Below are 25,821 nucleotides of genomic sequence, written 5' to 3'. Positions count from 1 at the left end.
CGCGTTACTTGCTCATAAACATCCCGTTTAGATAGCTGTGGGCCACAGTTCGATCACGTGTACGCACCCGGCAGCGCTGCCTGTCCCGATGGACGGTGGGAGTACGGCCGGTTGCATATGGTTCCCCGCAACGTTTGCGTCCCCCGTGACAAATGGACAAGACCCATGCCGCTATACAAGAACTCGATACCCGTAATACTCGCCGTGCTGACGGCGATCGCCGGTACGCCGCGCACCATGGCCGCGGATCTTACCTCCGACCTGCCGCCGGAGCCACCGGAGCTCAAGGTGCCCAACCTGGGTGCGATTTCAGCGCCGATCATGGACTGGGAAGGCGGTTATGCGGGCATTGCCGCAGGATACGGGTTTTCCGGAGAGGTGGATCCCCGCGCTCTGACGATCAGTCCGAAAGGGTTCATCACCAACGGCTTCCTTGGCTGGAATCGACAGTCTGGCCGCTTCGTCTACGGCCCGGAGGCCGATCTCGGCTATAGCGCGGTGAACGCTTCGGAGGGCGGGTACACCGCCAAGGGCCGTTTTGATGGGACGCTGCGCGCCCGGATCGGCTACACGATAGAGCTGCTGCTGCCTTATGTAACGGCCGGCGGAGCGTTCGGTCGCCTGAGGCTGGAAGAGGCCGGTCGCACTGACACCGAAACGCTGCTGGGCTGGACCGCCGGCGCCGGCATGGACATCAAGTTCAGCAGCAGGATGTTCGGCCGCGTCGAATACCGCTACACGGAGTATGGGGACAAGACGTTCCTGACCGGCAGCGGCTCCACCAGCGCCAGCTGGAGCAACAACAAGGTCCTGTTCGGCATCGGGATGGAGTTCTAGACTCATCGTTCCGCATTTGTGCGGGCGTCAGGTGAAACCACCTGACTGCAACGCGCTACAGCCTTGCTTGTCGCCCGTCTTCGAGACGCGGCGATGCCCCGGCTGCAGGCTTGCACAAGTCTCTGGCAAGGGTGATGTTGCGCGTTTACAACATCACCTTTCCGCCGCATTCGCGCCGCTGAAAGACCCATTTTTCGGGCACGTTCAGCCGTATTTCCTGCCCAGATAAAGCCCATGCGATATCCGGCCGCGTCCTCCCAAGACGGTCGGGCAATCGCCAAGCGTGGTGCGTTTTTCAGTGCATGAGCCCATCGGGGCGCCCCACAGCGTTTGCAAATGCAAGTGGCTCAAGGAGTATGGACCATGAAAGCCTACAACAAGTTTGTTCTGTCTGCCGCTACCGCCGTCGGACTGATGACCATCGCCGGTGCGGCGCAGGCCGCCGACGTGATCATGGATCAGCCGCCGACGCCGCCTGCGGCTCCCGTGATCTCCACGCCGATCGCCGGCTGGGAAGGCGGTTACGCCGGTATCGCGCTCGGCTATGGCTTTTCGGGCAAGACCCAGACCGCGTTTCCCGCGCCAGGCAATGATGTCGACACGGACGGCTTCGTCGGCAACGGGTTTGCCGGCTGGAACTTCCAGTCGGGCAGCTTCGTCTACGGTATCGAAGGCGATGTCGGTTACAACGGCATGAAGGGTTCGAACGCCGGCACCGAAACGAAGGGTGGCGTCGACGGGACGCTGCGCGCCCGCCTGGGTGTCGCGGCCACCGAGAACCTGCTCATCTACGGCACGGCCGGTGGTGCGGCAGAGCGCCTGAAGGTCACCGAAGGCGGCGTCTCCGACACCAACACCATGCTCGGCTGGACGGCCGGTGCCGGTATCGACGCCAAGCTGACCGACAAGGTCTTCGGCCGCGTCGAATACCGCTACACGAAGTTCGGCAGCGAGTCCTTCAACACCGGCAGCGGTGCGCAGGACGTCAAGGACAGCAGCAACAAGGTCATGTTCGGCCTTGGTATGCAGTTCTGATAGCCAAGCATCGGAACCATCGGGAAGCCGGGCCTCGCGCCCGGCTTTTCTTTTGAGCGTCCTTGCCTCCGGGCGCTTCTGCGAACGTCAGGCGTGCCTACGTTCTACCCGCCGCGCGCGGGCGGCATCAGCACGCGGTCGCGCCGGCAATGCTTGCGGTCCACGGCCTCGCAGGCACGAAACTCCAGATCCCGGGTCATGCAGATGCGCACCTCGCGCAGATAGCGACGGTCGCAGGTCACCGCGATCGCATCGCCTTCAAGTCCGGGATTGGCGGTGAGGAACTGCGCCTCGACGCGCTGTGGATCGACCATTTCCGGCTTGTCGAGCCTGGTAAACGCCTCGGGAACGGTGACCCGTGCGCGGGCCTTGCGGGTCAGCGCGAAATAGGTCTCTTGCGACAGGCCGGAGCATGACCCGTGCTTGCGCCACTGATGGCCGATCAATCCGCCCGACGGCATGATGTCGCGGTATTGCCCCACGAGATCGTCTGGAACCCGCTCCGGCTGGCTGCTGCTGCAATATTCCGGATAGCCGCGTTCGTTCTGCGGCCAAAGCCCGTGCACGACGAAGGCGTAGGGACGCGAAGCGCCGCATTGCTGCCGGTTGGCTTCGGCGCCCTCGGCGGCGCAATAGCTGGGAGACCAACTGAGCGAGAGGACGTAGAAGTCGAAAGCGCCGGCCGCCGCACCCGGCTCCGTCGCGCCGACCGGCAGGCTGCCGGCGAACAGGGCCGCGTAAAGGCAGGCCGTCAGGCGCATCGCCTTGCGCATCTCAAACTCCGGACGGGTGTCGGGCAGTCGGTGTCAGCGCAATACGCGGCAATGGGCGTTGTAGACGTTCCAGCGGTCGAAGCCGGAGACGCAGAACTCCACATTGTCGCCGATCGAGGCAAATCCCTGGCCGTATTCGATCAGATACCACACGGTGCGGTCGCGTCCGTCGGACAGCCTTGCCGTGGCGCGGCAATAACGCCGCTCGATCGGGCTGTTGCTGCTTGCCGCGCGATAGCGGGTCTGCGAGGCGCCGTAGAAATCGACGATGTCGACATCGGGCAGGTTCGGCACATGCGTCACCTGATGGCGAAACCGCTTCTGGATCGTCGTCTGCACCGCGCTGTTGGCGCACGGATCATCGGAAGCGCCATAGAAGCCGACCGGATCGGCGGCCTGCGCCGTCATCGGGGCGAACGTGGAGGCCAGCGAAACCGCGAGGCCGGCAACGAGTGCCTGAAGGCGTGCCATGGGACGATTCTCCTGTGCGAGCGCGAACTGCGCGGAGTTTTGCGCCAGCCGCGCGCAGCGGTCAAGTCGGGAGGTCCGCATCGCCGACGGGGTGGCTCAGCCGGCCTGGGCCTGTTCGGCCGTGAGACGGTTCCAGGCGAACTCTCCCTGTCGCTTTTCGCCGAGCAGACCGGCGAGCGCCGGCAGCAGCACCTTCATCTCCTGCTCCAGCAGATAGGGCGGATTGACGACGATCATCCCCGTCCCGTCGAAGCTGGCTCCCTTCGAGAGGCTTCTGATCCCGAGGCTTATGTCGATCACGTCGGCGATGCCGCTCTGCGCGAGCGCCCGGCGGAAGCCTGCGACGGCAGTGCGGTCCTTGATCGGGTACCAGATGGCGTAGATGCCGCCCGGCCAGCGCTGGTGCGCCTTCGCAACGCGCGTGACGATGCGCTCGAACTCGCCTTCCTGCTCGAAGGGCGGGTCGATCAGCACCAGGCCGCGCTTCTCCTTCGGCGGCAGATGCGCGCCGAGCGCCAGCCAACCGTCGAGCTCGATGACGCGCACCTGATAATCGCCGGCAAAACCCGCCTTCAGCGCCGCGGCGTCGTCGGGATGCAGTTCCACGGCCGTCAGTCGGTCCTGTTTACGCAGCAGGTGCCGGACCAGCCGGGGAGACCCCGGGTAATGCGTGATGGAATCTCCCTGATTCACCGCGCGAACGGCGTCGAGCAAGGGATTCAAAAGGCTGGCCGTTTCCGGCTCGAGCGCGGCGCTCGCCAGTCGCCCGATGCCGCCATGCCATTCGCCGGTCTTCTGCGCTTCGTCCGAGGAGAGATCGTAGAGCCCGATCCCGGCATGTGTGTCGATGACGCGGAAAGCCTTCTCCTTGCGCTTCAGGTATTCGACGATGCGCGCGACGATGGCGTGCTTGACCACATCGGCGAAGTTTCCGGCGTGATAGGCGTGGCGGTAGTTCATCGGACGCGGCTTTCTCCGGTCATCATCCCGATTGATGCATGATGACGATTGTTTTGATGAAACTGGCTCTACTCGCCCGACGGGAAAATCGCTAGTGTCGCCGGCATGAACACACACGCTCAGATCCATATCGGCCATTCGGCCTGCCCGCACGACTGCCCGTCCACTTGCGCCCTCGACGTCGAGATCGTCGACGGCCGCATCGGCCGCGTGCACGGCGCCAAGGACAACAGCTACACCGCCGGCGTCATCTGCGCCAAGGTGGCGCGCTATGCCGAGCGCATCCATCATCCCGACCGCCTCCTGAAGCCGCTGGTCCGCGCCGGTGCCAAGGGCGATGGCGTCTGGAAGGAAGCGAGCTGGGAAGCGGCGCTCGACCGGGTCGCCGAAGCCTTCCTCAAGGCGGAGGAGCGGCTCGGCAGCGAAACCGTGTGGCCCTATTTCTATGCGGGAACGATGGGGCTCGTGCAGCGCGACTCGATCGAGCGGCTGCGCCACGCAAAGCGCTATTCCGGCTTCTTCGGCACGATCTGCACCAACGCGGCGTGGACCGGCTGGATGATGGGCGCCGGGGCACTGCGCGGTCCCGACCCGCGCGAGATGGCCAAGTCCGACTGCGTCGTCATCTGGGGCACCAACCCGGTTGCCACGCAGGTCAATGTGATGACCCACGCCGTCCGTGCCCGCAAGGAGCGCGGGGCGAAGATCGTCGTCATCGACATTTACGACAACCCGACCATGAAGCAGGCCGATCTCGGCCTCGTCCTGAAGCCCGGCACCGACGGCGCGCTGGCCTGCGCGGTCATGCACGTGCTGTTCCGCGACGGCCTGGCCGACCGGGCCTTCCTCGACAAATACACGGACGACCCGCAGGGCCTCGAGGCGCATCTGAAGACGCGCACGCCGCAGTGGGCGGCCGGCATCACCGGCCTGCCGGTGGCCGAGATCGAGGCTTTCGCCCGCCTCGTCGGCGAGACGAAGCGCACCTTCTTCCGCCTCGGCTACGGCTTCACCCGCAACCGCAACGGCGTGGTCAACATGCATGCCGCGCTCTCCATCGCCGCCGTCACCGGCTGCTGGCAGTATGAGGGCGGCGGCGCGTTCCATTCGAATTCGGGCATCTTCGGCCTCGACAAGTCGCTGATCGAGGGGAATGCGTTCCGCGACGGCTCGATCCGTTCGCTCGACCAGTCGCAGACGGGCCGAGTGCTGACCAACGACGCCGCCGCGCTGAATGGCGGGCCGCCGGTCACGGCAATGCTCATCCAGAACACCAATCCGGCCAACGTCGCGCCGGAGCAGCGCCTTGTGCGCCAGGGTTTCCTGCGAGAGGACCTGTTCACCTGCGTCCACGAACAGTTCATGACCGATACGGCGAAGCTCGCCGACGTCGTGCTGCCGGCCACCATGTTCCTGGAGCATGACGACATCTACCGCGGCGGCGGCCACCAGCACATCCTGCTCGGGCCGAAGCTGGTCGATGCCCCGGGCGAGGCGATGCCCAATCTCTACGTCATCGAGGAACTGGCGGAACGCCTCGGCGTGGCCGACAAGCCGGGCTTTGGCCTGACGGCGCGCGAGCATCTCGACTGGATGCTGGAGAAACGCGGCCTCGGCACCTTCGAAAGCTTCAAGGCCGAGCGCTGGGCCGACGTACAGCCGGATTTCGACACGGCGCATTTCGTCCACGGTTTCGGCCATCCGGACGGCAAGTACCGCTTCCGCCCCGACTGGACCAACACGCCGGCGCCGAACCGTCCGCCGGAATCGATCGGCATTCAGGGACCGCACGGGCAGCTTCCGGAGTTTCCCGACCATATCGAACTGATCGAGGTCGCCGATCCCGCGCATCCGTTCCGGCTCGCCACCTCGCCGGCGCGCAATTTCCTGAATTCGAGCTTCTCCTACACGCCCACCTCGGTCAAACGCGAGGGACGGCCGGAGCTGATGCTGCATCCCGACGATGCTGCGGCGCTCAAACTGTCCGAAGGGGACCGCGTCGAGATCGGCAATGAGCGCGGCGAGGTTGTCCTGCACGTCAAGCTGTTCGACGGCGTGCGTCGTGGCGTGGTGATCGCCGAGGGCATCTGGCCGAACGACGCGCATGAGCGGGGCGAGGGCATCAATGTCCTGACCGGCGCCGATCCCATCGCGCCCTATGGCGGCGCCGCTTTCCATGACAGCAAGGTCTGGGTGAGGCCGGCCTGACCATCGGCGCGTCGTCAGCGGCGCAGATGGTAGGTCAAAGCCATAGCAATACAGTGCCTTAGTGCATCTTCCGGAATCGCTTCGTCAGCTCGGAAGAGTAGCGCCCGTGCGCTCTCGAACGTGAAGACATCGGGGTAGTGGGCAGCGAAACGCCGCGTCAGTTCCGTCTGGCAGTGCACGAACAGCGCCCAGTCGAACTGGTCTGATTTCGGGATGCCCAGGCGGATCGGGCTGCCGCTTCCCGTCTCCGGCGTTGCGTAGGAGGGCTGCCCCCATTTCAGCGTCTCCTCGATCGCGCCGACCCCTTCCGTCCTGCGCGCCACGTCGAGGATCAAGGTGCGCGCCGCGAGCAGCCTCTCGCGCGCTGCATCGGGAAAGGCCGAGAAGGCGGCCGCGACCTGTGGCGTGGCGTAGGGTTCGCGCATCGCGGCTGGCATCGGCCTATCGCTGCCGTTCGCCGGGCGAGACGATGGCGATCTCGCCGCTCTCGTCGGCGACGTTGGTGAAGACCGTGGCGCCGTTCGACATGCGGGCCCGGCCCTCGGCCAGCAGCTTCAGGGCGCGCGGATAGAGCCGATGCTCCATCTTGAGGACCCGCTCGCCGAGCGTCTCTTCCGTGTCGCTGATCAGCACCGGCACGGCGGCCTGCGCGATGATCGGCCCGTCATCCATCTCCGGCGTCACGAAATGCACGGTGCAGCCGTGAACGCGCACGCCCGTCGCCAGAGCGCGCGCATGGGTGTCGAGGCCGCGGAAATTGGGCAGGAGCGCCGGATGGATGTTGATCATCCGGCCCTTCCATTTCTGCACGAATTCCGGCGAGAGAAGGCGCATGTAGCCCGCCAGGCAGACGATCTCCGCCTTCATGCCGGAAAGCGCCTCGTGGATCGCCGCGTCATGCGCCTCGCGCCCGTCATAGTCGCGCGCCGAGACCACCTGGGTGGCGATGCTGTGCGCGCCGGCGATTTCCAGCCCGCGCGCGTCTGCCCGGTTCGAGATCACGCCGACGATCTCCGCCGGGAAGGACGGATCGATCGCCGCGGCGATCAGCGAGGCCATGTTCGACCCGCGGCCCGAGATCAGGACCGCGACCCGTTTGCGCGCGCGCTTGGTCATAGGCCGAGCTCGCCGCGATAGGTGACGCCCGCCGCCTGGCGCGGCGCGATCTGGCCGAGCATGGTCACGCTCTCACCCGCCTGCTGCAGGAGAGCGGCGATCTGCGCGGCCTCACCGGAGGCGACGACGACGATCATGCCGATGCCGCAGTTGAAGGTCGACAGCATCTCAGTTTCCGCCACGCCACCGGTCCCGGCGAGCCAGGAGAACACCGGCGGGACGTCGATGGCGCCGAGGTCGATCTCGGCGGACAGGTGATCCGGCAGGACGCGCGGAATGTTTTCGGGGAACCCGCCGCCGGTGATGTGCGCCAGCGCCTTGATGCCCCACGCGGCCTTCAGCGTGGCCAGAAGCGGCTTCACATAGATGCGGGTCGGCTCCAGAAGCGCTTCTCCGAGGGTCCGGTCGGGCGAGAAGGGCGCCCGGTCGCTCCACTCGAGGCCGGCATCGGCGACGATGCGGCGCACCAGCGAGAAGCCGTTCGAGTGCACGCCCGACGAGGCGAGCCCGAGGATCACGTCGCCCTCGGCGATGTCGCCGGTGGGCAGCAGCGCGCCGCGTTCGGCAGCCCCCACCGCGAAGCCGGCGAGGTCGTAGTCGTCGCCGTGATACATGCCCGGCATTTCCGCCGTTTCGCCACCGATCAGCGCGCAGCCGGCCTGCGTGCAGCCGGCCGCGATGCCGGAGACGATCTCTGCGCCCTGGTCGGGATCGAGCCGGCCCGTGGCGAAATAGTCGAGGAAGAACAGCGGTTCCGCGCCCTGGACGACGAGGTCGTTGACGCACATGGCGACCAGATCGATGCCGACCGTATCGTGCTTGCCGGCCTCGATGGCGATCTTCAGCTTGGTGCCGACGCCGTCATTGGCCGCCACCAGGACGGGATCGGAGAACCCGGCCGCCTTGAGGTCGAAAAGGCCGCCGAAGCCGCCGATCTCGCTGTCGGCGCCGGGCCGGCGCGTCGCGCGCACCATCGGCTTGATCTTTTCCACCAGCCGGCTGCCGGCGTCGATGTCCACGCCCGCATCGGCATAGGTGAGGCCGTTCTTCTTGTCCTGAGCCATCGCTGTTCTCGTCGCCGCATTTTTCCCGGCTTCTGACATGAAGGCGCGCCTTCCGCAAGGCGAGAGATGGCGCCGTCCTTGCCAAATATCCCCGTGCTGTCCCGCCGGACTATTGAATCGGCGGCGCACTCCCACAATCTGTCAAAGCCTGCAATAAAGGTGCCTCGAAGCGCGCCGGCCTCGACCCGGTCCGCAGCGCGGCCACGCCCTGGAGGAGCCCAGTGACTGTTCCCAACGCCATCACGCTGATGCGCTTCTTCCTCGTGCCAGGCGTCGTCTTCGCCCTTCTGACTGGGCATTACGGCTGGGCTTTCGCCGGCTTCCTGACCGCCGGCATCTCCGACGGCGTCGACGGCTTCATCGCCCGTCACTTCGACCAGCGCACGGAACTGGGCGCCTATCTCGACCCGATGGCCGACAAGCTGCTTCTCGTCAGCGTCTTCGTCGTTCTGGGCTACATGGCCGAACTGCCGCTGTGGCTGGTCATCGCCGTGGTGTCGCGCGACGCGTTGATCATCGGCGGCGTGCTGCTGGCCAACGTCATGGGCCACCCCGTTGCGATGAAGCCGCTCTTCGTCTCCAAGGCCAACACGCTGGCGCAGATCCTGCTGGCGCTGCTGGTGCTGGCCGAACTGGCCTTTTCCTACAGCTCCGGCGCGGTGCGCCTCGGCCTGATCATTTCCGTCGGGGTCTTGACCGTTGCTTCGGGCGCGGCCTATCTCGTGGCCTGGATCAAGCATATGGGCGGCTATGCCGAAACTGACGTCGAAGGACGCTGAGATGCAAACAGCACAACCCGGCGGTGACGGTCCGCAGACCCGCCCGCTTGGCCGGCACATCGCCTTCTGGCTGGTCGCGACCGGCATGCTCGGCCTGTTCCTCTACGTCTTCAGCTCGATCCTGCTGCCCTTCCTGGCCGGCATGGTTCTGGCCTATTTCCTCGACCCCGTCGCCGACCGGCTGGAGCGCTTCGGCATGTCGCGCATGACGGCGACGGTCTTGATCCTGGTCTCGTTCCTCGTGCTTCTGGTACTCGCCCTGATGCTGGTGGTGCCGGTCCTCGGCAACCAGCTCGCCGACTTCATCGGCCGCCTGCCGGACTATCTGAGCCGCCTCCAGGCGCTGCTGATCGAGCTGGAGCCTGCCTGGTTCGACAGCGTGCTGAACGGTCAGACGCAGGCCGTGCGCGACAATCTGAGCTCGATCCTGGCGCAGGGCACGGGTTTCATCGCCACCCTGTTCAAGTCCGTGTGGAGTTCCGGCGTGGCGCTGGTCAACCTCGCCAGCCTGTTCGTCGTCACGCCGGTCGTCGCCTTCTACATGCTGCTCGACTGGGATCGGATGATCGACACGGTCGACAGCTGGGTGCCGCGCGACCATGTCGAGACGGTGCGGCAGATCGCCCGCGACATCAACGTCGCGACCGCCGGCTTCGTGCGCGGCCAGGGCACGCTGTGCCTTGTGCTCGGCATCTTCTACGCGGTCGGCCTGTCGCTGGTCGGGTTGAATTTCGGCCTGCTGATCGGGCTGTTCGCCGGGCTGATCAGCTTCATCCCCTATGTCGGCTCGCTGGTCGGCCTCGGCCTGTCCATCGGCGTCGCCCTGGTCCAGTTCTGGCCGGAATGGTGGTGGGTGCTGGTGGTGGCCGCCATCTTCTTCGCCGGCCAGTTTCTGGAAGGCAACATCCTGCAGCCGAAACTTGTCGGCAAGAGCGTCGGCCTCCATCCGGTCTGGCTGATGTTCGCGCTGTTCGCCTTCGGCTTCCTGTTCGGCTTCGTCGGCCTGCTGATCGCGGTGCCGGCGGCGGCGGCCGTGGCGGTGCTGGTGCGCTTCGCCATCGCCCGCTATCTGGCGTCGCCGCTCTATGCCGGGCACGGCGAGCAGCCGGGGCCGGCGCCGCGCAAGAAGTGAGGCCGATCCCCGTGCCGCGCCAGCTGCCGCTCGATCTTGCCCATAGCGAAGGACTGTCGCGCGACGATCTGGTCGTGACGCCGGCCAATGCGCGCGCCGCCGCGCTGATCGAGGGCTGGCCGGCCTGGCCCGCGCCCGTGGTCATCCTCGCCGGTCCGGCGGGGTCGGGAAAGACCCATATGGCGGCGATCTGGCGCGAAGCGGCGGGCGCGGCCCTGGTCGCGGCCCGCTCCATCGGCGAGCGCGAGATCGGCCTGGCGGAGAAGCAGCCGATCCTCATCGACAACGCGGATGGCGGCGCGCTCGACGAAAAGGGGCTGTTCCATCTCATCAACGCGGCGCGCGGGGCGGGGCAGCCCATGCTGCTCACCGCGCGACGCTTTCCCGGCGCCTGGGGCATCGGCCTGCCGGATCTGCTGTCGCGCCTGAAGGCGGCGGCGACCGTCGAGATCGACGAGCCGGACGACATGCTGCTCGCCGGCGTCATCACCAAGCTTTTCGCAGACCGGCAGGTCGATGTGGAGCCGCATGTGGTGCAGTATCTGGTGCGGCGCATCGAACGCTCCCTGTCGAGCGCCATGCGCGTTGTCGAACGGCTCGACCGCGCCGCGCTGGAGCGGAAGACGAGGATCAGCCGGACGCTCGCCGCCGAGATCGTCGATGCGCTCGAAGCCGGGCAGGATCCGGCCGACGCCTGAAGCCCTGCGGAACCAATCGGGACCCGGACGGTTTTCCCCGGACGATAATGTCCGGGAAAACGAAAGGAAAAGCCCGTGGAGCATGAACCGAAGGAACGCACGACGGTGGTGACGACGGGTGGCGGCGGCGGTGGCGCCGGCTGGTTCATCGCCGGCGGCCTTGTGGTGGCGCTGGTCATCGGCGCCGTCCTCTATGCGGGCGGCTTCATCGGCGGCGGTGGATCGGGCGGCGTGAACATCGACGTGCCGGACAAGGTGACCATCGAGGTGCCGAAACCCGCCGAATGACGCGCCGGAGGCTCTGCTTCGGCAGGAATCTCCAAAAACGGTCTTGCGCCAAATCCTTGGAGAATATAGGGGTCCTGTCGTTCGGAGCGTAGCGCAGCCTGGTAGCGCATCTGGTTTGGGACCAGAGGGTCGCAGGTTCGAATCCTGCCGCTCCGACCAGTCCTGCGGCAACCGCCTCGCGGTTGCCGTCGCGCCCTGCGGTCTCCGGACGGAGATCGCTGCAAGGAATGAGGTACAGACGTGTCCGCGCGCATTTTCAGCCCCGCCAAGACCGCCATGCAGTCCGGTCCCGCCCGGACGGGTTACTGGGTTCTCGAGTTCGAGCCCGAGACGCCGCGCAAGATCGATCCCCTGATGGGCTACACCTCGTCATCCGACATGCGCAGCCAGATCCGGCTGACCTTCGAGACGAAGGAAGAGGCGATGGCCTATGCCGAGAAGAACGGCATTGCCTTCCGCATCGAGGAGCCGAACCAGCCGAAGCGCCGGCAGGTTTCCTATGCGGAAAATTTCCGCTATGACCGCAAAATTCCGTGGACGCACTGATTGCGGCATCCGCGGTTGCGGTCCCGTAGCTCAGTTGGATAGAGCACCGGCCTTCTAAGCCGATGGTCGCAGGTTCGAATCCTGCCGGGATCGCCATGATTTCAACGGGCCAGCGGACCTGTCACACCTGCGAAAGCGTTGTTCTGATGTTCATGCATCGTCCGTTTCAGCGGCGATTCCTGCTCGGCCGGCTGACCGTTGCAGGAAACCGTTCCGCCTGATCTCCCTGCATTTTAACGCATTCATGCGCGCGTCGAGCGCTCCCGGTCCGCTCGACTGCCAACTCTATTTCCTGACATTCGGAACCGCCGGCGGTTCACCTCGTCCGATCGAAAGATGCATCCCCTCGTCGAGCCGAAGGTCGAGAAGAAGATCAAGACCGCACCAGGTGCCGCCGAAGCAGGGAGCGGCCCAATTGCTGACGAGGCTGTACCGATCCGCCTGGGCGAAACCGTCCTCCGGGCGCGAAACGCGGACCGCCTTCAACTGGAAAGACAGCCAGGCGTCGAAACGCACCGCCACGCTGGTCATGATGTCCTGCACGCCTTCGGAATAATCCCATCCGCGCTTCCACGCGACCCTGCATGTGCCGCTGGGAGCAGCATGCGTGGGGAACCCCAGTTCGACATAGGGGTGCCCGCCGGCGAAATCGGTTTCCTCGTCTCCGGTCTTCGACAGGACCACCGCCTTTGGCTCGGCGCCGGTTTCAAGGCCAAGGGCATGCAGTCCCGCCGGAACGACCCGGTAGCCCTCCGGGAGAAGTTTCCGGGGGAGGTCCCGCGTGACGGGCTGCGCCAGGCAGGCGGTTCTGAACATCTCGAAGACGTTCAGGATGCCGCGGAGATCCGATGCGTTTTCGTGGGCGAACGTCACCCGCTCAGGCTCTGCCGAAAGGGCTGTCCCGCCGGAAGCCTGCAAGAGCAGGCCCGCGGCGACGCAGGCAAGCCGCAGGGCCTTTCGGGAGCGGGTGCCGGGCGCAAGTCCCATCGTGATCATCCTCCGGCTGTTTCCTCGTCGCCGCAAGACTAACACGAAACCCGGCCGCCAGGGCGGTGGCCGGGCAGTGTCACGTCTGCCGTCTGATGCAGACATGCATGTCGGTGGCGTCAGGACGCGGCAGCCGCCGCCAGGCCGAGTGACAGGTCGGCCTTCAGGTCGTCCACGTCTTCGAGGCCGATCTGCAGGCGCATGACCGGTCCTTCCTTCGGCGCCAGCGCCACCTTGCGATCGCCCAGCGAGACATGCACGGCAAGGCTCTCATATCCGCCCCAGGAATAGCCCAGTCCGAAATAGCGCAGCGCGTTCAGGAAGGCATGCGCCTGGCGTTCGCCGCCGCCGTCCAGAACAATGGAGAACAGGCCGCTCGCGCCGGTGAAGTCGCGCTTCCAGAGCGCGTGGCCCGGATGCGATTCGAGGCCGGGATGCAGAACCCGCGCCACGCCGGGCTGGTCCTCCAGCCAGCGGGCGAGGGCGAACGCGCTCGCCTGGTGCCGCTCGAGCCGCACGCCCATGGTGCGCAGGCCGCGCAGTACCTGGTAGACGTCGTCCGGCGCGCCGCACATGCCGAGCGCGCCATGCGCATCCAGCAGGCGCTCCCAGCAGGCCTCGTTGGCCGAGACCCAGCCGAGAAGGATGTCGGAATGGCCGGCCGGATATTTGGTCGCCGCCTGGATGGAGATGTCGACGCCATGGTCGAGCGGGCGATAGTAGAGCGGGGTCGCCCAGGTGTTGTCCATCATCACGACGGCGCCGCCCTTGTGGGCCGCGGCGACGATCTGCGGGATGTCCTGCATCTCGAACGTGCCTGAACCGGGCGCCTCGGTGAGTACGACTTTGGTATTAGGCTGCATCAGCGCCGACAGCCCCGCGCCGATCATCGGGTCGTAATAGGTGACCTCTATCCCGAGCCGCGTGAGCATGGTGTCGGCGAAATGGCGCGTCGGGTGATAGACCGAATCGACGATCAGCACGTGATCGCCCGCCGAGAGGAAGCCGAGGAGCGGCACGGTGACGGCGGCGAGACCCGAGGGAACGATGATCGTTCCGGCGGCGCCCTCCAGCGCGTTGACGGCGTCGGCCAGCGCGTCGCTGGTCGGCGTGCCGCGCGTTCCATAAGTGTACTTCTGGCCCCGCGACGCCATGGTTTCCGCGTCCGGGAACAGGACCGTGGAGGCGTGCACCACCGGCGGGTTGACGAAGCCGAAGAAGGCGCGCGGATCGTTGCCGGTATGGGCAAGCCGCGTGTTGACGCCGGCCGGGGTTTCTTTCTCGTTGCTCATCGAACCTCTGTGAACCTTGTGCGTGAGATGCGCCTCGCGCTCCGGGCCGCGCGAAGGCGCCACGCGGACCGCGAAGCGCGGAGGGTGATCCGGGCGGATGGAACGGCATTGTCACCGGCGCGTCAACCGGCGGACATCGGCAGGACGGCGCCTGGATCAAGCTTCATTGGCTCTTGACCCAAAGCCAAATATGGCCTTCGATGCAGCCAGTGCGTGGGAGAGGAAGCGCGTGGCCGCTTGCCTTAGGGACCAGCGCTCCGCCCGGAGCGTCCGGCTTGGGTCATTCGCCTGCTTCCGCACGACGACCATCAGGGGATAAGCCCGAAGACCAGATAACAAAGGGTTCGTAACTATGAAGACAGTTTTCAAAGCGTTGCTCGGCTCCGCAGTGTTTGCAGTGGCTGCCGGCTCGGCGTCCGCCGCCACTCTGGACGACGTGAAGGCGAAGGGCCATGTGCAATGCGGCGTCAGCACCGGCCTTGCCGGTTTCAGCGCACCGGATGACAAGGGCGAGTATACCGGCCTCGACGTGGATTTCTGCCGCGCGGTCGCCGCGGCCGTCTTCGACGATCCGAAGGCCGTCCAGTTCTCGCCGCTTTCGGCCAAGGAGCGTTTCACGGCCCTCCAGTCGGGCGAAGTCGACATCCTGTCGCGCAACACCACCTGGACCATCAGCCGCGACACGGCGCTCGGCCTGAACTTCGCCGGCGTCACCTACTATGACGGCCAGGGCTTCATGATCAACTCGAAGAAGCTGCAGGGCATCAACTCGGCGCTGCAGCTCTCCGGCGCCGCCGTCTGCGTGCAGTCCGGCACCACGACCGAGCTGAACCTGGCCGACTACTTCAAGGCCAACAACATGGAGTACAACCCGGTCGTCTTCGAGAAGCTCGAAGAGGTCAACACGGCCTACGACCAGGGGCGCTGCGACGTCTACACGACCGACCAGTCCGGCCTTTACGCGATCCGCCTGACGCTCTCGGCGCCGGACGATCACATCGTCCTGCCGGAGATCATCTCCAAGGAGCCGCTGGGTCCGGTTGTCCGCCATGGCGACGACCAGTGGCTCGATATCGCGAAGTGGGTCTACTATGCGCTGCTGAATGCCGAAGAACTCGGCGTCAGCCAGGCCAATCTGGAAGAGAGCCTGAAGTCGGACAATCCCGAGATCAGGCGTCTTCTCGGCACCGAGGAAGGCACCAAGCTCGGTACCGATCTGGGCCTGACCAATGACTGGGCCGTCCGCGTCATCAAGCATGTCGGCAACTATGGTGAGATTTTCGAGCGCAATGTCGGCGCCGAAAGCCCGCTGAAGATCTCGCGCGGCATCAATGCTCTGTGGACCAAGGGCGGCCTGCAGTACGGCATGCCGATCCGCTAAGGGACAACGATCCGGAACCCGTCACGGGTTCCGGATCGCCAAGCTGGATCCATACGGCGGCTCGCGCCTGACCGCGCGAGTGCACGGGAGCGTGCTGGCCGCCGTCCATGACCGTCAATACGATGCGCGAATGGCGGCAACGCCGCCCTTTGCCATCCCTGGTGAGGAAAGCCATGGCCACCGAGCAAACCATTGCGGAGGGTGGGGCGCCTCGCGTGCCGCTGCTCTATGATCCGCGTGTGCGAGGAATCGCCTACCAAGTCCTTGTTTTCGTCGGCCTGTTCGCCTTTGTGTACTGGATCATCGGCAACACCACCGCCAATCTCCAGCGTGCGAACATCGCCTCGGGCTTCGGCTTTCTGCAGGGGCGCGCCGGTTTCGACATCGGCGACAGCCTCGTCGCTTACAGCTCCGATTCGACCTATGGCCGGGCGCTGTATGTGGGCTTCCTGAACACACTGCGCGTCGCCATTCTGGGCATTATCACGGCGACGATCGTCGGCTTCATCATCGGCATCGGCCGCTTATCGAAGAACTGGCTGATCAGCCGCATCTGCCTCGTCTATGTCGAGGTGTTCCGCAACATTCCGCCGCTGCTGGTGATCTTCTTCTGGTATTTCGGCGTCCTGTCCGTCCTGCCGCTGCCGCGCGATTCGATCGAGCTGCCTTTCGGCTCCTATCTCAACAGCCGCGGCTTCTACTTTCCGAAATTCCTGTGGGGCGAGGGGGCCGGGCTGATCGCGCTGGCCTTCGGACTGTCGCTGGTGTTCATCTGGTTCGTCCGCCGCTGGGCGGCCAGACGGCAGGCGGCCACGGGCGATCAGTTACCGGTCTTATGGATATCGCTCGGACTGCTGATCGGCCTGCCGCTCCTCGCCTTCGCCGTCACCGGCTTCCCGTTGAGCTTCGAGTTCCCGGCGCTGTCGACCTTCAATCTGCGCGGCGGCGTCCAGGTCAGGCCGGAATTCCTCTCGCTCTATCTGGCCCTGTCGTTCTACACGGCCGCCTTCATCGCAGAAATCGTTCGCGCCGGCGTGCTCGGGGTCAATCGCGGCCAGAGCGAGGCGTCCCACGCGCTGGGTCTGCGCAACCGGCCGACCCTGCGCCTGGTGGTGGTGCCGCAGGCCCTGCGCATCATCATCCCGCCGCTGACCAGCCAGTATCTCAACCTGACCAAGAACTCGTCCCTCGCGGTGGCCATCGGCTATCCGGACCTGGTCGCGACCGGCGGCACGACGCTGAACCAGACGGGCCAGGCGATCGAGGTCGTCGCCATCTGGCTGATCGTCTATCTCGGCCTCTCTCTCGCGACGGCAGCGCTGATGAACTGGTACAATGCGCGCAAGGCGCTGGTGGAGCGCTAGGATGCAGGAACACGACCGCTCATTCGTCCGGACCGAAATGGTCGCCGACCAGGCGCCGCCCGTGTCGGATCACGGCCTCCTGTCATGGCTGCGCAGGAACCTGTTCGCCAATGCCACCGACACGGTCTTCACGATCATCGGCATCGCCCTGGTGGTGATGATCGTGCCGCCGCTGGTGCAGTGGGCCTTCATCAGCGCCCAGTGGACGGGCAGCGACCGCACCGTCTGCGCGACGCTCGCCCAGGGCGGCATCCAGCCGGACGGCTGGTCGGGCGCCTGCTGGGCTTTCGTCGATGCCAAATTCCAGCAGTTCATGTTCGGCCGCTATCCCGACGAGGAACGCTGGCGCGTCTATCTGACGGGCTTCCTCTTCGTCGTTCTCCTCGTTCCGCTGCTCATCCCGAGCGTGCCGCGCAAGGGGCTGAATGCCTTGCTGCTGTTCGGCGTCTTCCCGATCGTCGGCTTCTTCCTCCTGTCGGGCGGCGCTTTCGGCCTTAAGCCGGTGGCGACGCCGCTTTGGGGCGGGTTGATGGTCACGCTGGTGCTTGCCTATGTCGGCATCAGCGTCTCGCTGCCGCTCGGCATCCTGCTGGCCCTCGGCCGGCGCTCGCACATGCCGGTCGTCAAGCTGGTCTGCGTGGTTTTCATCGAAACCATACGCGGCGTGCCGCTGATCACCATCCTGTTCATGGCGAGCGTGATGCTGCCGCTGTTCCTGCCACCCGGGACTAGTTTCGACAAGCTGCTGCGTGCGCTGATCGGCGTCGCCCTGTTCGCCTCGGCCTACATGGCGGAGGTCATCCGCGGCGGTTTGCAGGCGATCCCGAAGGGGCAGTACGAGGGCGCCGACGCGCTCGGCCTGAGCTACTGGAAGAAGACCAATCTGATCATTCTTCCGCAGGCCATCAAGCTGGTCATTCCGGGCATCGTGAACACGTTCATAGGCCTGTTCAAGGACACGAGCCTGGTCTACATCATCGGCATGTTCGATCTGCTCGGCGCCGTCCGCCAGAACTTCTCGGATGCCAACTGGGCATCTCCCCAGACACCGATCACCGGCCTTGTTTTCGCCGGCTTCGTCTTCTGGCTGTTCTGCTTCGGCATGTCCCGCTACTCGATCTTCATGGAACGCCGGCTCGACACCGGTCATAAACGCTAGGCCGCACGGCCCAAGGGGAACCAAATGGCACCAGAAAACGCAGTCAGGGCCGACGAGCTTCACGCCAACCGCGGCAAGATGCACGTTTCCGACACGGACGTGGCGATCGACATCGTTGGCATGCACAAATGGTATGGCGACTTTCATGTCCTGAAGGACATCAACCTGAAGGTCATGCGCGGCGAGCGTATCGTCGTTTGCGGTCCCTCCGGTTCCGGCAAGTCGACCATGATCCGCTGCATCAACCGGCTGGAGGAGCATCAGAAGGGCAAGATCGTCGTCGACGGCATCGAGCTGACCAACGACCTGAAGAAGATCGACGAGGTGCGCCGCGAAGTGGGCATGGTGTTCCAGCACTTCAACCTGTTTCCGCATCTGACGATCCTGGAGAACTGCACGCTGGCGCCGATCTGGGTCCGCAAGACACCGAAGAAGGAAGCCGAGCGCACGGCGATGCATTTCCTGGAGCGGGTCAAGATTCCCGAGCAGGCGAACAAGTATCCCGGCCAGCTCTCCGGCGGTCAGCAGCAGCGCGTGGCGATCGCCCGGGCGCTGTGCATGAACCCGCGCATCATGCTGTTCGACGAGCCGACCTCGGCGCTTGATCCCGAGATGATTAAGGAGGTGCTTGACACCATGGTCGACCTCGCCGAGGAGGGAATGACGATGATCTGCGTCACCCACGAGATGGGTTTCGCGCGGCAGGTCGCCAACCGCGTCATCTTCATGGATCAGGGGCAGATCGTCGAGCAGAACACGCCGGCCGAGTTCTTCGACAACCCGCAGCACGAGCGCACCAAGCTGTTCCTGTCGCAGATCCTGCATTAGACCCGTTCAACGTTTCACAGAAACACCGAACGGGACTATCTTCTTGTTTTTCCGCATTTATGCGGACGTCAGGTGAATCCACCTGACTGCAAAATGCTCTAGCAGAGCGGGGGCGTCTTTGTCGCGGGCGCCCGGTTCGAAGGATGGCACGGAGAGTGATGCCGGTCGCTCGCACGCGACTGGCATTTTTATCTCCTCAGTTCATCACTCTTGGCCTGCGAGCCGCGGACCAGGCAGGAACAGACGATCCCGGTGCGCTGGCGTTTCTTTGCATCCGCCCCTTAGCCGTCGATCTCCGCCTCCGCGTCGAACCCGTACAGCCAGTCGAAATCCGCCATCAGGGCGGTTTCCTCGCGCCGCCTCAGCACCAGGTCGCGCGCCAGCGCGACGGGACCGGCAGCGTGCCAGACGAAGCGGTTGAACTGGCCGCGCCGCGCCACCCGCGCCATGCGCGGCTTCCTGATCCGCTGATAGGCTGACAACGCCACGGGCGGCGTGTCGCGGTGCCGGGCGAGCAGCGTGGCGAGCGCTGCCGCGTCCTCGATGGCCATGGCCGCCCCCTGGGCCGCGAAAGGCGGCATGGCATGCGCGGCATCGCCGATCAGCGCCAGCCGGCCCGCGCCTGTCCAGGGCGTACCCGTGTGGGCGGCATGGATCGGCCAGACGGTCCATGCGGACACGGCCTTGACCGACTGCCGCAGCGCTGGGTCGGCATCAGCCATTGCCGCCCGTAGGGGGGCGTCGCTCATTTCCTGCGCCCACTCCTGGCGCAGTGCGTCCCCGCTGGTGAAGGCCACGAGGTTGACGTCGCGCCCGCCGGAAACCGGATAGGCGACGAGATGGAAGCGCGGATGCATGAAGGCCGTCACGCTGTCATGGGTGGCAAGCACGCCGGCCGCCTTGTCGCGCGGCAGCGTGGCGCGCCAGGCGAGATAGCCCGTGAAGCGGTTTCCGGCCTTGGCGCTCACCGCCTGCCGCAGACCCGACCAAACGCCGTCGGCGGCGATCAGCAGCGGCGCCTCTGCATGTTCGGTGATCCAGCCACGCCGGATGCGTGCCCTGACGCCGATCCCAGCGATCTCGGCGTCCTCGACGGTGGCTCCGGTGACGAGCTCGATGGCGCGCTCGCGCCGCGCGCAGGCGAGCAATGCCGCCTGCAGGTCGGCCCGGTGGGCGACCAGATAGGGAGCGCCCCAGCGCTGCTCCGCCTCCGCGCCGAGCGGCACCCGGGCCAGTCGTTCGAGCGTTGCGGCTTTCCTGAGCTCGATGGCGCCCGGCTGGACGGCGCGTGGCGCCAGCGCGGCCAGCACGCCGAGCCGGTCGAGGATACGCGTCGCGTTGGGCGAGAGCTGCAGCCCCGCGCCGACCTCGCGCAGCAGGGGCTCGCGCTCGTAGACACGGCTGCCAAACCCGTGTCTGGCCAATGCCAATGCCATCGTCAGGCCGGCGATGCCGGCACCGGCGATAAGGACCGCTGGTGGTTCCTTCACGGATTTGCCTAGGCCGCTTCCTCGAACAGGCAGCCCTCGGGCTTCGTGGCGGTGGCATTCAGCGCCGGATTGTGGCGGTAGAGCGTCGAGCAATAGGGGCAGACGCGTTCATTCTCGTCGCCCATGTCGATGAACACGTGGGGATGGTCGTTCGGCGGGTTGGCGCCGACGCACATGAACTCCTTGACGCCGATCTCAATGGCCCTGTGACCGTCCGTGTTCTGGAAATGGGGAATGGCCGATCCTGCCATCATCGTCTCCCGCTTTGACGTTGGAAGTTGCCTGCGTTTGTAGCATAAACCGCATCTTTGCAAGCCTGTGATATGAAACTGTCGCAAAACCGTGTCACCAGATAGGATGGCAGGCCGACCGCCATAGCCAGAGCACGGAAAAGGGGCATGAGCGAGACCATGAACGAATTGAAGCCGGTCCAGACAGAATTTTCGGTGGATACCGGACCGGAGGGCGAGATCGCCGGGGCAAGCCCGGACCGCTTCGTCAATCGCGAGTTTTCATGGCTGCAGTTCAACCGGCGCGTTCTCGACGAGGCGCACAACCCGAACCATCCGCTTCTCGAGCGGCTGCGCTTCCTGTCGATCTCGGCCGACAATCTCGATGAGTTTTTCATGGTCCGCGTGGCGGGACTGGCCGGTCAGGTGCGCGAGCATATCGCCACACGCAGCGCCGACGGGCGCACGCCCGAGGAACAGCTCGAGCAGATCCTGCGCGAGGTCGGCCGGCTGCAGGTCGACCAGCATGCGAGCCTGACGGCGCTGCTTGGCCTGCTGAGCGAGCAGGGGATCGAGCTGGTTCGTCCCGCAGCGCTGAACCAGGCCGACATGAAATGGCTGGAAGACCATTTCATGGAGACGATCTTCCCCGTCCTGACGCCGCTCTCGATCGACCCGGCGCACCCGTTCCCCTTCATTCCCAATCTCGGCTTCTCGATGGCGCTGGAACTGCAGCATGAGGGCGAGCTCGAGACCATGACGGCGCTGTTACGCCTGCCGGTGGCGCTGAAACGGTTCATCCAGCTGCCGGAGCGCGGCCCCGCCGTCCGCTTCATCGCGCTGGAGGACGTGGTCAGGCAGTTCATCGGCAAGCTTTTCCCCCGCTACCAGGTGATCGGCTCCGGCACGTTCCGCATCATCCGCGACAGCGATATCGAGGTGGAGGAAGAGGCCGAGGATCTGGTGCGGCTGTTCGAGACGGCGCTGAAGCGCCGCCGCCGCGGCTCGGTGATCCGCATCGAGTTCGACGACGAGATTCCCGAAGGACTACGCGATTTCGTCGCCGGCGAGCTGGGCGTCGTGGAGGCGCGCGTCACCGTGCTTGCCCGGCCGCTCGCCATCAACCAGATCTCCGAGATGGTGAAGCTGCCGCGCGAAGACTTGCTTTTCGCACCCTACAACCCGCGCTTCCCCGAGCGCATCCGCGAACACAATGGCGACTGCTTCGCCGCCATTCGCGAGAAGGACATCATCGTCCACCATCCCTACGAATCCTTTGATGTGGTGGTGCAGTTCCTGCGCCAGGCCTCGCAGGACCCGGAAGTGGTGGCGATCAAGCAGACGCTCTATCGCACCTCCAACGACAGCCCGATCGTGCGGGCGCTGATCGAGGCCTCCGAAGCCGGCAAGTCGGTGACGGCGCTGGTCGAGCTGAAGGCGCGTTTCGACGAGGAGGCCAACATCCGCTGGGCGCGCGACCTGGAGCGGGCGGGCGTGCAGGTGGTGTTCGGCTTCATCGAACTGAAGACGCATGCCAAGATGTCGCTCGTCGTGCGCCGTGAGGAAGGCCGGCTGCGCAATTATTGCCATCTGGGAACGGGCAATTATCACCCGATCACCGCGCGCATCTACACCGACCTGTCCTACTTCACCTGCAATCCCGAGATTGCCCGCGATATGGCGCAGGTCTTCAACTTCATCACCGGCTATGCCGAGCCGGATGGCGAGATGCGGCTGGCGATTTCGCCCTTCTCGCTGCGCAACCGCCTGCTCGACCACATCCGCGCGGAGATCGACCATGCGCGCGCCGGGCGTCCGGCCCAGATCTGGATGAAGATGAACTCGCTCGTCGATCCGCTGGTGATCGACGCGCTTTATGAGGCGGCGCAGGCGGGCGTCGAGATCGACCTCGTCGTGCGCGGCATCTGCTGCCTGCGTCCGCAGGTGCCCGGCCTTTCTGAGCGCATCCGCGTCAAGTCGATCGTCGGCCGCTTCCTGGAGCACAGCCGCATCTACTGCTTCGGCAACGGCCATGGCCTGCCTTCGGACGAAGCCATCGTCTACATCTCGTCGGCGGACATCATGCCGCGCAATCTCGACCGGCGCGTCGAGACCATGGTGCCGATCACCAACCCGACGGTGCATGAGCAGGTTCTCGGGCAGATCATGCTCGGAAACATCATGGACAACCAGCAAAGCTTTGAAGTATTGCCGGATGGCACCTCGCGGCGCATGATGCCCGACGAGGGAGAGGAACCGTTCAACGCTCAGGAATATTTTATGACCAATCCGAGCCTATCCGGTCGCGGCAATGCCCTGAAATCCCATGCTCCGAAGCGGATCGCCGCATTCAAGAAGCGCAAGAAGCTGGATGCTCAGGTCCAGTCCGCGGCGGACTGACGAGCACCGTCGTTTGGGCATAGCTGCATCTCAGGGCCGTCTTCAGGACCGCCGCCCCGTCTCGGTGATCGATATCGGGTCCAACTCCATACGCCTCGTGATCTACGAGGGTGTGGCCCGGTCGCCAACCATGCTGTTCAACGAAAAGATGCTTGCCGGCCTCGGCAAGGGCATCGTCACGACCGGGGAGCTGGACCCCGAGGGCGTGACCCGCGCGGTGGCAGAGTTCCGCCGCTTCCGCGCCCTGTCGGAGCAGGCCGGCGCCCAGGCGTTGCATGTGCTGGCGACGGCCGCGGCGCGCGAGGCGCGCAACGGTCCGGATTTCATTCACCGCGCCGAGGACATTCTCGGCACCGAGATCCATGTGCTTTCAGGCCGCCAGGAGGCAAAATACTCCGCCTATGGCGTGATGTCCGGCTTTCACCGGCCCGATGGCATCGTCGGCGACCTTGGCGGCGGCAGCCTCGAACTCGTTGCCGTCGAGGGCCAGTCGATGGGCGACGGCATCACCCTGCCACTCGGCGGCCTGCGGCTGCGCGAAATGGCCGGCAACTCGGTCGCCAAGGGCACCCGCATCGCCCGAAGGGAGCTGGCGCGTGCCGACTGGCTGAAGGAAGGGGCAGGGCGGCCTTTCTATTGCGTCGGCGGCACGTGGCGTAACCTCGCCCGCCTGCACATGCTGGAGACGGGATACCCGCTCGAGGTGATGCACCATTACGAGCTCGGCATCGAGCAGTCAGCCGATTTCCTCAAGCGGGTCGCGGCGGGCGTCGACAAGATGCCAAGCATCGAGCGCATCTCGAAGAACCGCCGGGCGCTGCTGCCCTATGGCGCGGCGGTCCTGCAGGAGATCATTCGCTCCGCGCAGCCCTCGCGCATCATCTTTTCCGCGCTCGGCGTTCGCGAAGGCTATCTCTATTCGCTCCTGTCGGAGGAGGAGCGCGCCAGCGATCCGCTGATCTCGGCGGCGGAGGAACTGGCCATCCTGCGCTCGCGCTCGGTCACGCACGCCCGTGAGCTCGCCGACTGGAGCGGTTCGGCGTTCGAGGCGCTCGGCATCGAGGAGACGGAGGACGAGGCGCGCTACCGGCGCGCCGCCTGCCTTCTGGCGGACATTGGCTGGCGCGCCCATCCCGAATACCGCGGCACCCAGTCGCTGAACATCATCGCGCACGGGTCGTTCATCGGCATCGACCATCCCGGCCGCGCCTTCATCGCGCTGGCCAATTTGTTTCGCCACGAGGGCCTGTTCAACGACGCGCTGTCGCCGCAGATGCGCGAGCTGGCGACGCCCCGCTATCTGGAGCGGGCGCGCCTGCTGGGTGGTATCCTGCGCGTTGTCTACCTGCTGACGGCGTCGATGCCGGGCATCATCCCGCAACTGAAATGGAAGAAGCGCGAGGACGGCGCGATCGCGCTGGTCGTCCCGGCGACGCACGCGGCCCTGATGGGCGAGCGCCCGACCGGCCGCATGGCGCATCTCGCGAAGGTGACGGGGCTGAACCTCGTCCTGGAAGTCGCCGGGGAATAGTGCTCCCCGGCAAGACGGCTACTCCGCCGCCTGCGCCGCCTTCGCGGTCGCCTCGAACACCTCGACCCTGCGCTTGTTGAAGCGCAGGGCGAGTTCGCCGCGCACCAGTTTCAGGGCTTCCTCGCCGAACACCTCGCGCCGCCAGCCGGACATGGCGGGCACGTCCGCGGCAGCACCCTCGGCGGCGATGCGGTCGATGTCGTCGCTGGAGGCGAGCATCTTCGCCGCCACGCCCTGCCGGTCGGCCACCAGCTTCAGGAGAACCTTCAGCAGCTCGGCTGCCGCCGCGGCGCCCTCGGGCGCCTGGGCCGGGCGCGGCAGGCGCGGCAGTTCCTCCTTCGGCAGGGCGAGCGCCCTGGCGACGGCGGCGAGCAGGCCCGTGGCCGACGATGAACGTTCCCAGCCGCGCGGAATGGTGCGCAGCCGTCCGAGCGCCTCCGCGTCGCGCGGCTGCTGCTGCGCGACCTCATAGATCGCGTCGTCCTTGATGACGCGCCCGCGCGGCACGTTGCGCTCGCGCGCCTCGTATTCGCGCCAGGTTGCCACCTGCTGCAGCACCGCGAATTCGATCGGCTTCTTGATCCTGAGCTTGAGCCGCCGCCACGCATCGTCGGGGTGGGGATCGTAGGTCTCGCGCGCCGTCAGCAGGGCCATTTCCTCGTTCAGCCAGTGCGCGCGGCCCTCGCGGGTCAGCTCTTCCTTCAGATGCGCATAGACGTCGATCAGATGGGTGACGTCGGCCAGCGCATAGCTGAGCTGCTTGTCGGTCAGCGGACGGCGGCGCCAGTCCGTGAAACGCGAGGACTTGTCGATATGCGCGCCGGTGATTCGCGAAACCAGCTGGTCGTAGGAGATGCTGTCGCCGAAGCCGCACACCGTCGCCGCCACCTGGCTGTCAAAAACGGGATGCGGAATGAGGCCGCCCAGATGGAAGATGATCTCGATGTCCTGGCGCGCCGCGTGAAACACCTTGGTCACCCGCTCGTTCGCCATCAGGTCGAAGAACGGCTTCAGGTCGATGTCCGCGGACAGCGGATCCACCAGCGCGGTCACGCCCGGCGCCGCCATCTGGATCAGGCAGAGTTCCGGCCAGAAGGTGGTTTCCCGGATGAACTCCGTATCGACGGTGACGAAATCGGATTTGCTGAGTTCGGCGATGGCCGCTTCGAGGTCTTTTTGCTTCGTAATCAGATCCATCCTGCTTCTTTAGGTCATGCGGAGGCAAAAGTGAAGAAACCGCTGCGTGAAGGAG

The 25,821-nt window shown here is 65.6% G+C and carries 25 protein-coding genes and 2 tRNA genes; 16 read left to right on the top strand and 11 right to left on the bottom strand.

The window, feature by feature from the left end:
* Positions 1 to 165 precede the first annotated feature (165 nt).
* Both NA2_RS03670 and NA2_RS03665 read left to right on the top strand, forming a co-directional pair.
* Entirely contained in the window at positions 166 to 837 is a 672-nt protein-coding gene (locus tag NA2_RS03670) for an outer membrane protein (protein ID WP_040676641.1), read from the top strand.
* A 363-nt stretch (positions 838 to 1,200) separates the two neighbouring features.
* Positions 1,201 to 1,872 (top strand): outer membrane protein, encoded by a 672-nt coding sequence (locus NA2_RS03665; RefSeq protein WP_008594305.1) that lies wholly within the window; start codon positions 1,201 to 1,203, stop codon positions 1,870 to 1,872.
* Between the two features lie 104 nt (positions 1,873 to 1,976).
* Here the strand turns inward: NA2_RS03665 and NA2_RS03660 are convergent, their stop codons facing one another.
* From NA2_RS03660 to NA2_RS03650, 3 genes are all read right to left on the bottom strand, one after another.
* Positions 1,977 to 2,645, bottom strand: coding sequence for a ribonuclease T2 family protein (locus NA2_RS03660; RefSeq protein WP_008594303.1), 669 nt, complete (start codon positions 2,643 to 2,645; stop codon positions 1,977 to 1,979).
* Positions 2,646 to 2,678: 33 nt separating this feature from the next.
* Positions 2,679 to 3,116 carry a hypothetical protein gene (locus NA2_RS03655; RefSeq protein WP_008594301.1) on the bottom strand — a complete coding sequence of 146 codons (438 nt, stop codon included), beginning with the start codon at positions 3,114 to 3,116 and terminating at the stop codon, positions 2,679 to 2,681.
* 96 nt (positions 3,117 to 3,212) lie between these two features.
* On the bottom strand, positions 3,213 to 4,076 hold the full coding sequence (locus tag NA2_RS03650; protein ID WP_008594298.1) for a 23S rRNA (adenine(2030)-N(6))-methyltransferase RlmJ: 864 nt from the start codon (positions 4,074 to 4,076) through the stop codon (positions 3,213 to 3,215).
* Between the two features lie 105 nt (positions 4,077 to 4,181).
* Here NA2_RS03650 and NA2_RS03645 point away from each other — a divergent pair, with 105 nt between their 5' ends.
* Complete coding sequence (locus NA2_RS03645; RefSeq protein WP_008594297.1) at positions 4,182 to 6,284, top strand: molybdopterin-containing oxidoreductase family protein; 2,103 nt, start codon at positions 4,182 to 4,184, stop codon at positions 6,282 to 6,284.
* A 14-nt stretch (positions 6,285 to 6,298) separates the two neighbouring features.
* Here the strand turns inward: NA2_RS03645 and NA2_RS03640 are convergent, their stop codons facing one another.
* Genes NA2_RS03640 through purM form a run of 3 tightly spaced genes read right to left on the bottom strand, consistent with a single transcriptional unit; the run spans position 6,299 to position 8,464 of the window.
* On the bottom strand, positions 6,299 to 6,709 hold the full coding sequence (locus NA2_RS03640; protein ID WP_244423579.1) for a DUF1801 domain-containing protein: 411 nt from the start codon (positions 6,707 to 6,709) through the stop codon (positions 6,299 to 6,301).
* A 16-nt stretch (positions 6,710 to 6,725) separates the two neighbouring features.
* A complete protein-coding gene (gene purN, locus NA2_RS03635; RefSeq protein ID WP_008594294.1) occupies positions 6,726 to 7,400 on the bottom strand; it encodes a phosphoribosylglycinamide formyltransferase in 675 nt (224 codons plus the stop codon).
* Positions 7,397 to 8,464: a phosphoribosylformylglycinamidine cyclo-ligase gene (purM, locus tag NA2_RS03630; RefSeq protein WP_008594291.1), complete on the bottom strand. Its 1,068-nt coding sequence runs from the start codon at positions 8,462 to 8,464 to the stop codon at positions 7,397 to 7,399. The genes purN and purM overlap by 4 nt, the downstream gene beginning before the upstream one ends.
* A gap of 221 nt (positions 8,465 to 8,685) precedes the next feature.
* Here purM and NA2_RS03625 point away from each other — a divergent pair, with 221 nt between their 5' ends.
* The 7 genes from NA2_RS03625 to NA2_RS03595 all read left to right on the top strand — a co-directional run bounded on the left by NA2_RS03625 (position 8,686) and on the right by NA2_RS03595 (position 12,003).
* Positions 8,686 to 9,243 carry a CDP-alcohol phosphatidyltransferase family protein gene (locus NA2_RS03625; RefSeq protein ID WP_008594289.1) on the top strand — a complete coding sequence of 186 codons (558 nt, stop codon included), beginning with the start codon at positions 8,686 to 8,688 and terminating at the stop codon, positions 9,241 to 9,243.
* A gap of 1 nt (position 9,244) precedes the next feature.
* Positions 9,245 to 10,375 carry an AI-2E family transporter gene (locus NA2_RS03620; protein ID WP_051011529.1) on the top strand — a complete coding sequence of 377 codons (1,131 nt, stop codon included), beginning with the start codon at positions 9,245 to 9,247 and terminating at the stop codon, positions 10,373 to 10,375.
* 11 nt (positions 10,376 to 10,386) lie between these two features.
* Positions 10,387 to 11,073 (top strand): DnaA regulatory inactivator HdaA, encoded by a 687-nt coding sequence (hdaA, locus tag NA2_RS03615; RefSeq protein WP_008594284.1) that lies wholly within the window; start codon positions 10,387 to 10,389, stop codon positions 11,071 to 11,073.
* 75 nt (positions 11,074 to 11,148) lie between these two features.
* Positions 11,149 to 11,361 carry a hypothetical protein gene (locus tag NA2_RS03610; protein WP_008594282.1) on the top strand — a complete coding sequence of 71 codons (213 nt, stop codon included), beginning with the start codon at positions 11,149 to 11,151 and terminating at the stop codon, positions 11,359 to 11,361.
* An 82-nt stretch (positions 11,362 to 11,443) separates the two neighbouring features.
* Positions 11,444 to 11,520: transfer RNA gene (locus tag NA2_RS03605), tRNA-Pro, on the top strand.
* 81 nt (positions 11,521 to 11,601) lie between these two features.
* Entirely contained in the window at positions 11,602 to 11,907 is a 306-nt protein-coding gene (locus NA2_RS03600; protein WP_008594280.1) for an ETC complex I subunit, read from the top strand.
* 19 nt (positions 11,908 to 11,926) lie between these two features.
* Positions 11,927 to 12,003 (top strand) — tRNA-Arg (locus NA2_RS03595).
* A 189-nt stretch (positions 12,004 to 12,192) separates the two neighbouring features.
* Here NA2_RS03595 and NA2_RS03590 read toward each other — a convergent pair.
* The gene (locus NA2_RS03590) at positions 12,193 to 12,894 is read right to left on the bottom strand and encodes a hypothetical protein (protein ID WP_157188124.1); all 702 of its coding nucleotides are present in this window, start codon (positions 12,892 to 12,894) and stop codon (positions 12,193 to 12,195) included.
* A 119-nt stretch (positions 12,895 to 13,013) separates the two neighbouring features.
* Positions 13,014 to 14,186, bottom strand: a complete 1,173-nt coding sequence (locus NA2_RS03585) for a cystathionine beta-lyase (protein ID WP_008594275.1) — start codon at positions 14,184 to 14,186, stop codon at positions 13,014 to 13,016.
* Between the two features lie 352 nt (positions 14,187 to 14,538).
* Here NA2_RS03585 and NA2_RS03580 point away from each other — a divergent pair, with 352 nt between their 5' ends.
* The 4 genes from NA2_RS03580 to NA2_RS03565 all read left to right on the top strand — a co-directional run bounded on the left by NA2_RS03580 (position 14,539) and on the right by NA2_RS03565 (position 18,918).
* Positions 14,539 to 15,567 (top strand): amino acid ABC transporter substrate-binding protein, encoded by a 1,029-nt coding sequence (locus tag NA2_RS03580; protein ID WP_008594273.1) that lies wholly within the window; start codon positions 14,539 to 14,541, stop codon positions 15,565 to 15,567.
* Between the two features lie 161 nt (positions 15,568 to 15,728).
* Positions 15,729 to 16,931, top strand: a complete 1,203-nt coding sequence (locus NA2_RS03575) for an amino acid ABC transporter permease (RefSeq protein WP_420798692.1) — start codon at positions 15,729 to 15,731, stop codon at positions 16,929 to 16,931.
* Between the two features lies 1 nt (position 16,932).
* On the top strand, positions 16,933 to 18,090 hold the full coding sequence (locus tag NA2_RS03570) for an amino acid ABC transporter permease (RefSeq protein ID WP_008594269.1): 1,158 nt from the start codon (positions 16,933 to 16,935) through the stop codon (positions 18,088 to 18,090).
* 24 nt (positions 18,091 to 18,114) lie between these two features.
* Complete coding sequence (locus NA2_RS03565) at positions 18,115 to 18,918, top strand: amino acid ABC transporter ATP-binding protein (protein ID WP_040676631.1); 804 nt, start codon at positions 18,115 to 18,117, stop codon at positions 18,916 to 18,918.
* 281 nt (positions 18,919 to 19,199) lie between these two features.
* Here NA2_RS03565 and NA2_RS03560 read toward each other — a convergent pair whose 3' ends face one another.
* Positions 19,200 to 20,408 (bottom strand): FAD-dependent monooxygenase, encoded by a 1,209-nt coding sequence (locus NA2_RS03560; protein WP_008594265.1) that lies wholly within the window; start codon positions 20,406 to 20,408, stop codon positions 19,200 to 19,202.
* Positions 20,409 to 20,416: 8 nt separating this feature from the next.
* Positions 20,417 to 20,659, bottom strand: a complete 243-nt coding sequence (locus NA2_RS03555) for a zinc-finger domain-containing protein (protein ID WP_008594263.1) — start codon at positions 20,657 to 20,659, stop codon at positions 20,417 to 20,419.
* Between the two features lie 159 nt (positions 20,660 to 20,818).
* Between NA2_RS03555 and NA2_RS03550 the strand changes: the two genes are divergently transcribed.
* Both NA2_RS03550 and ppx read left to right on the top strand, forming a co-directional pair.
* Positions 20,819 to 23,038 (top strand): RNA degradosome polyphosphate kinase, encoded by a 2,220-nt coding sequence (locus tag NA2_RS03550; protein WP_040676694.1) that lies wholly within the window; start codon positions 20,819 to 20,821, stop codon positions 23,036 to 23,038.
* 13 nt (positions 23,039 to 23,051) lie between these two features.
* Entirely contained in the window at positions 23,052 to 24,569 is a 1,518-nt protein-coding gene (gene ppx, locus NA2_RS03545; protein ID WP_040676628.1) for an exopolyphosphatase, read from the top strand.
* Between the two features lie 18 nt (positions 24,570 to 24,587).
* Here ppx and rnd read toward each other — a convergent pair whose 3' ends face one another.
* Positions 24,588 to 25,766: a ribonuclease D gene (gene rnd / locus NA2_RS03540; RefSeq protein WP_008594256.1), complete on the bottom strand. Its 1,179-nt coding sequence runs from the start codon at positions 25,764 to 25,766 to the stop codon at positions 24,588 to 24,590.
* Positions 25,767 to 25,821 lie beyond the last annotated feature (55 nt).

It is taken from the genome of Nitratireductor pacificus pht-3B (assembly GCF_000300335.1).
Lineage (GTDB): Bacteria > Pseudomonadota > Alphaproteobacteria > Rhizobiales > Rhizobiaceae > Nitratireductor > Nitratireductor pacificus.
Note: the sequence above shows the minus strand (reverse complement) of the source record. Positions and strands in the feature narration are given on the sequence as shown.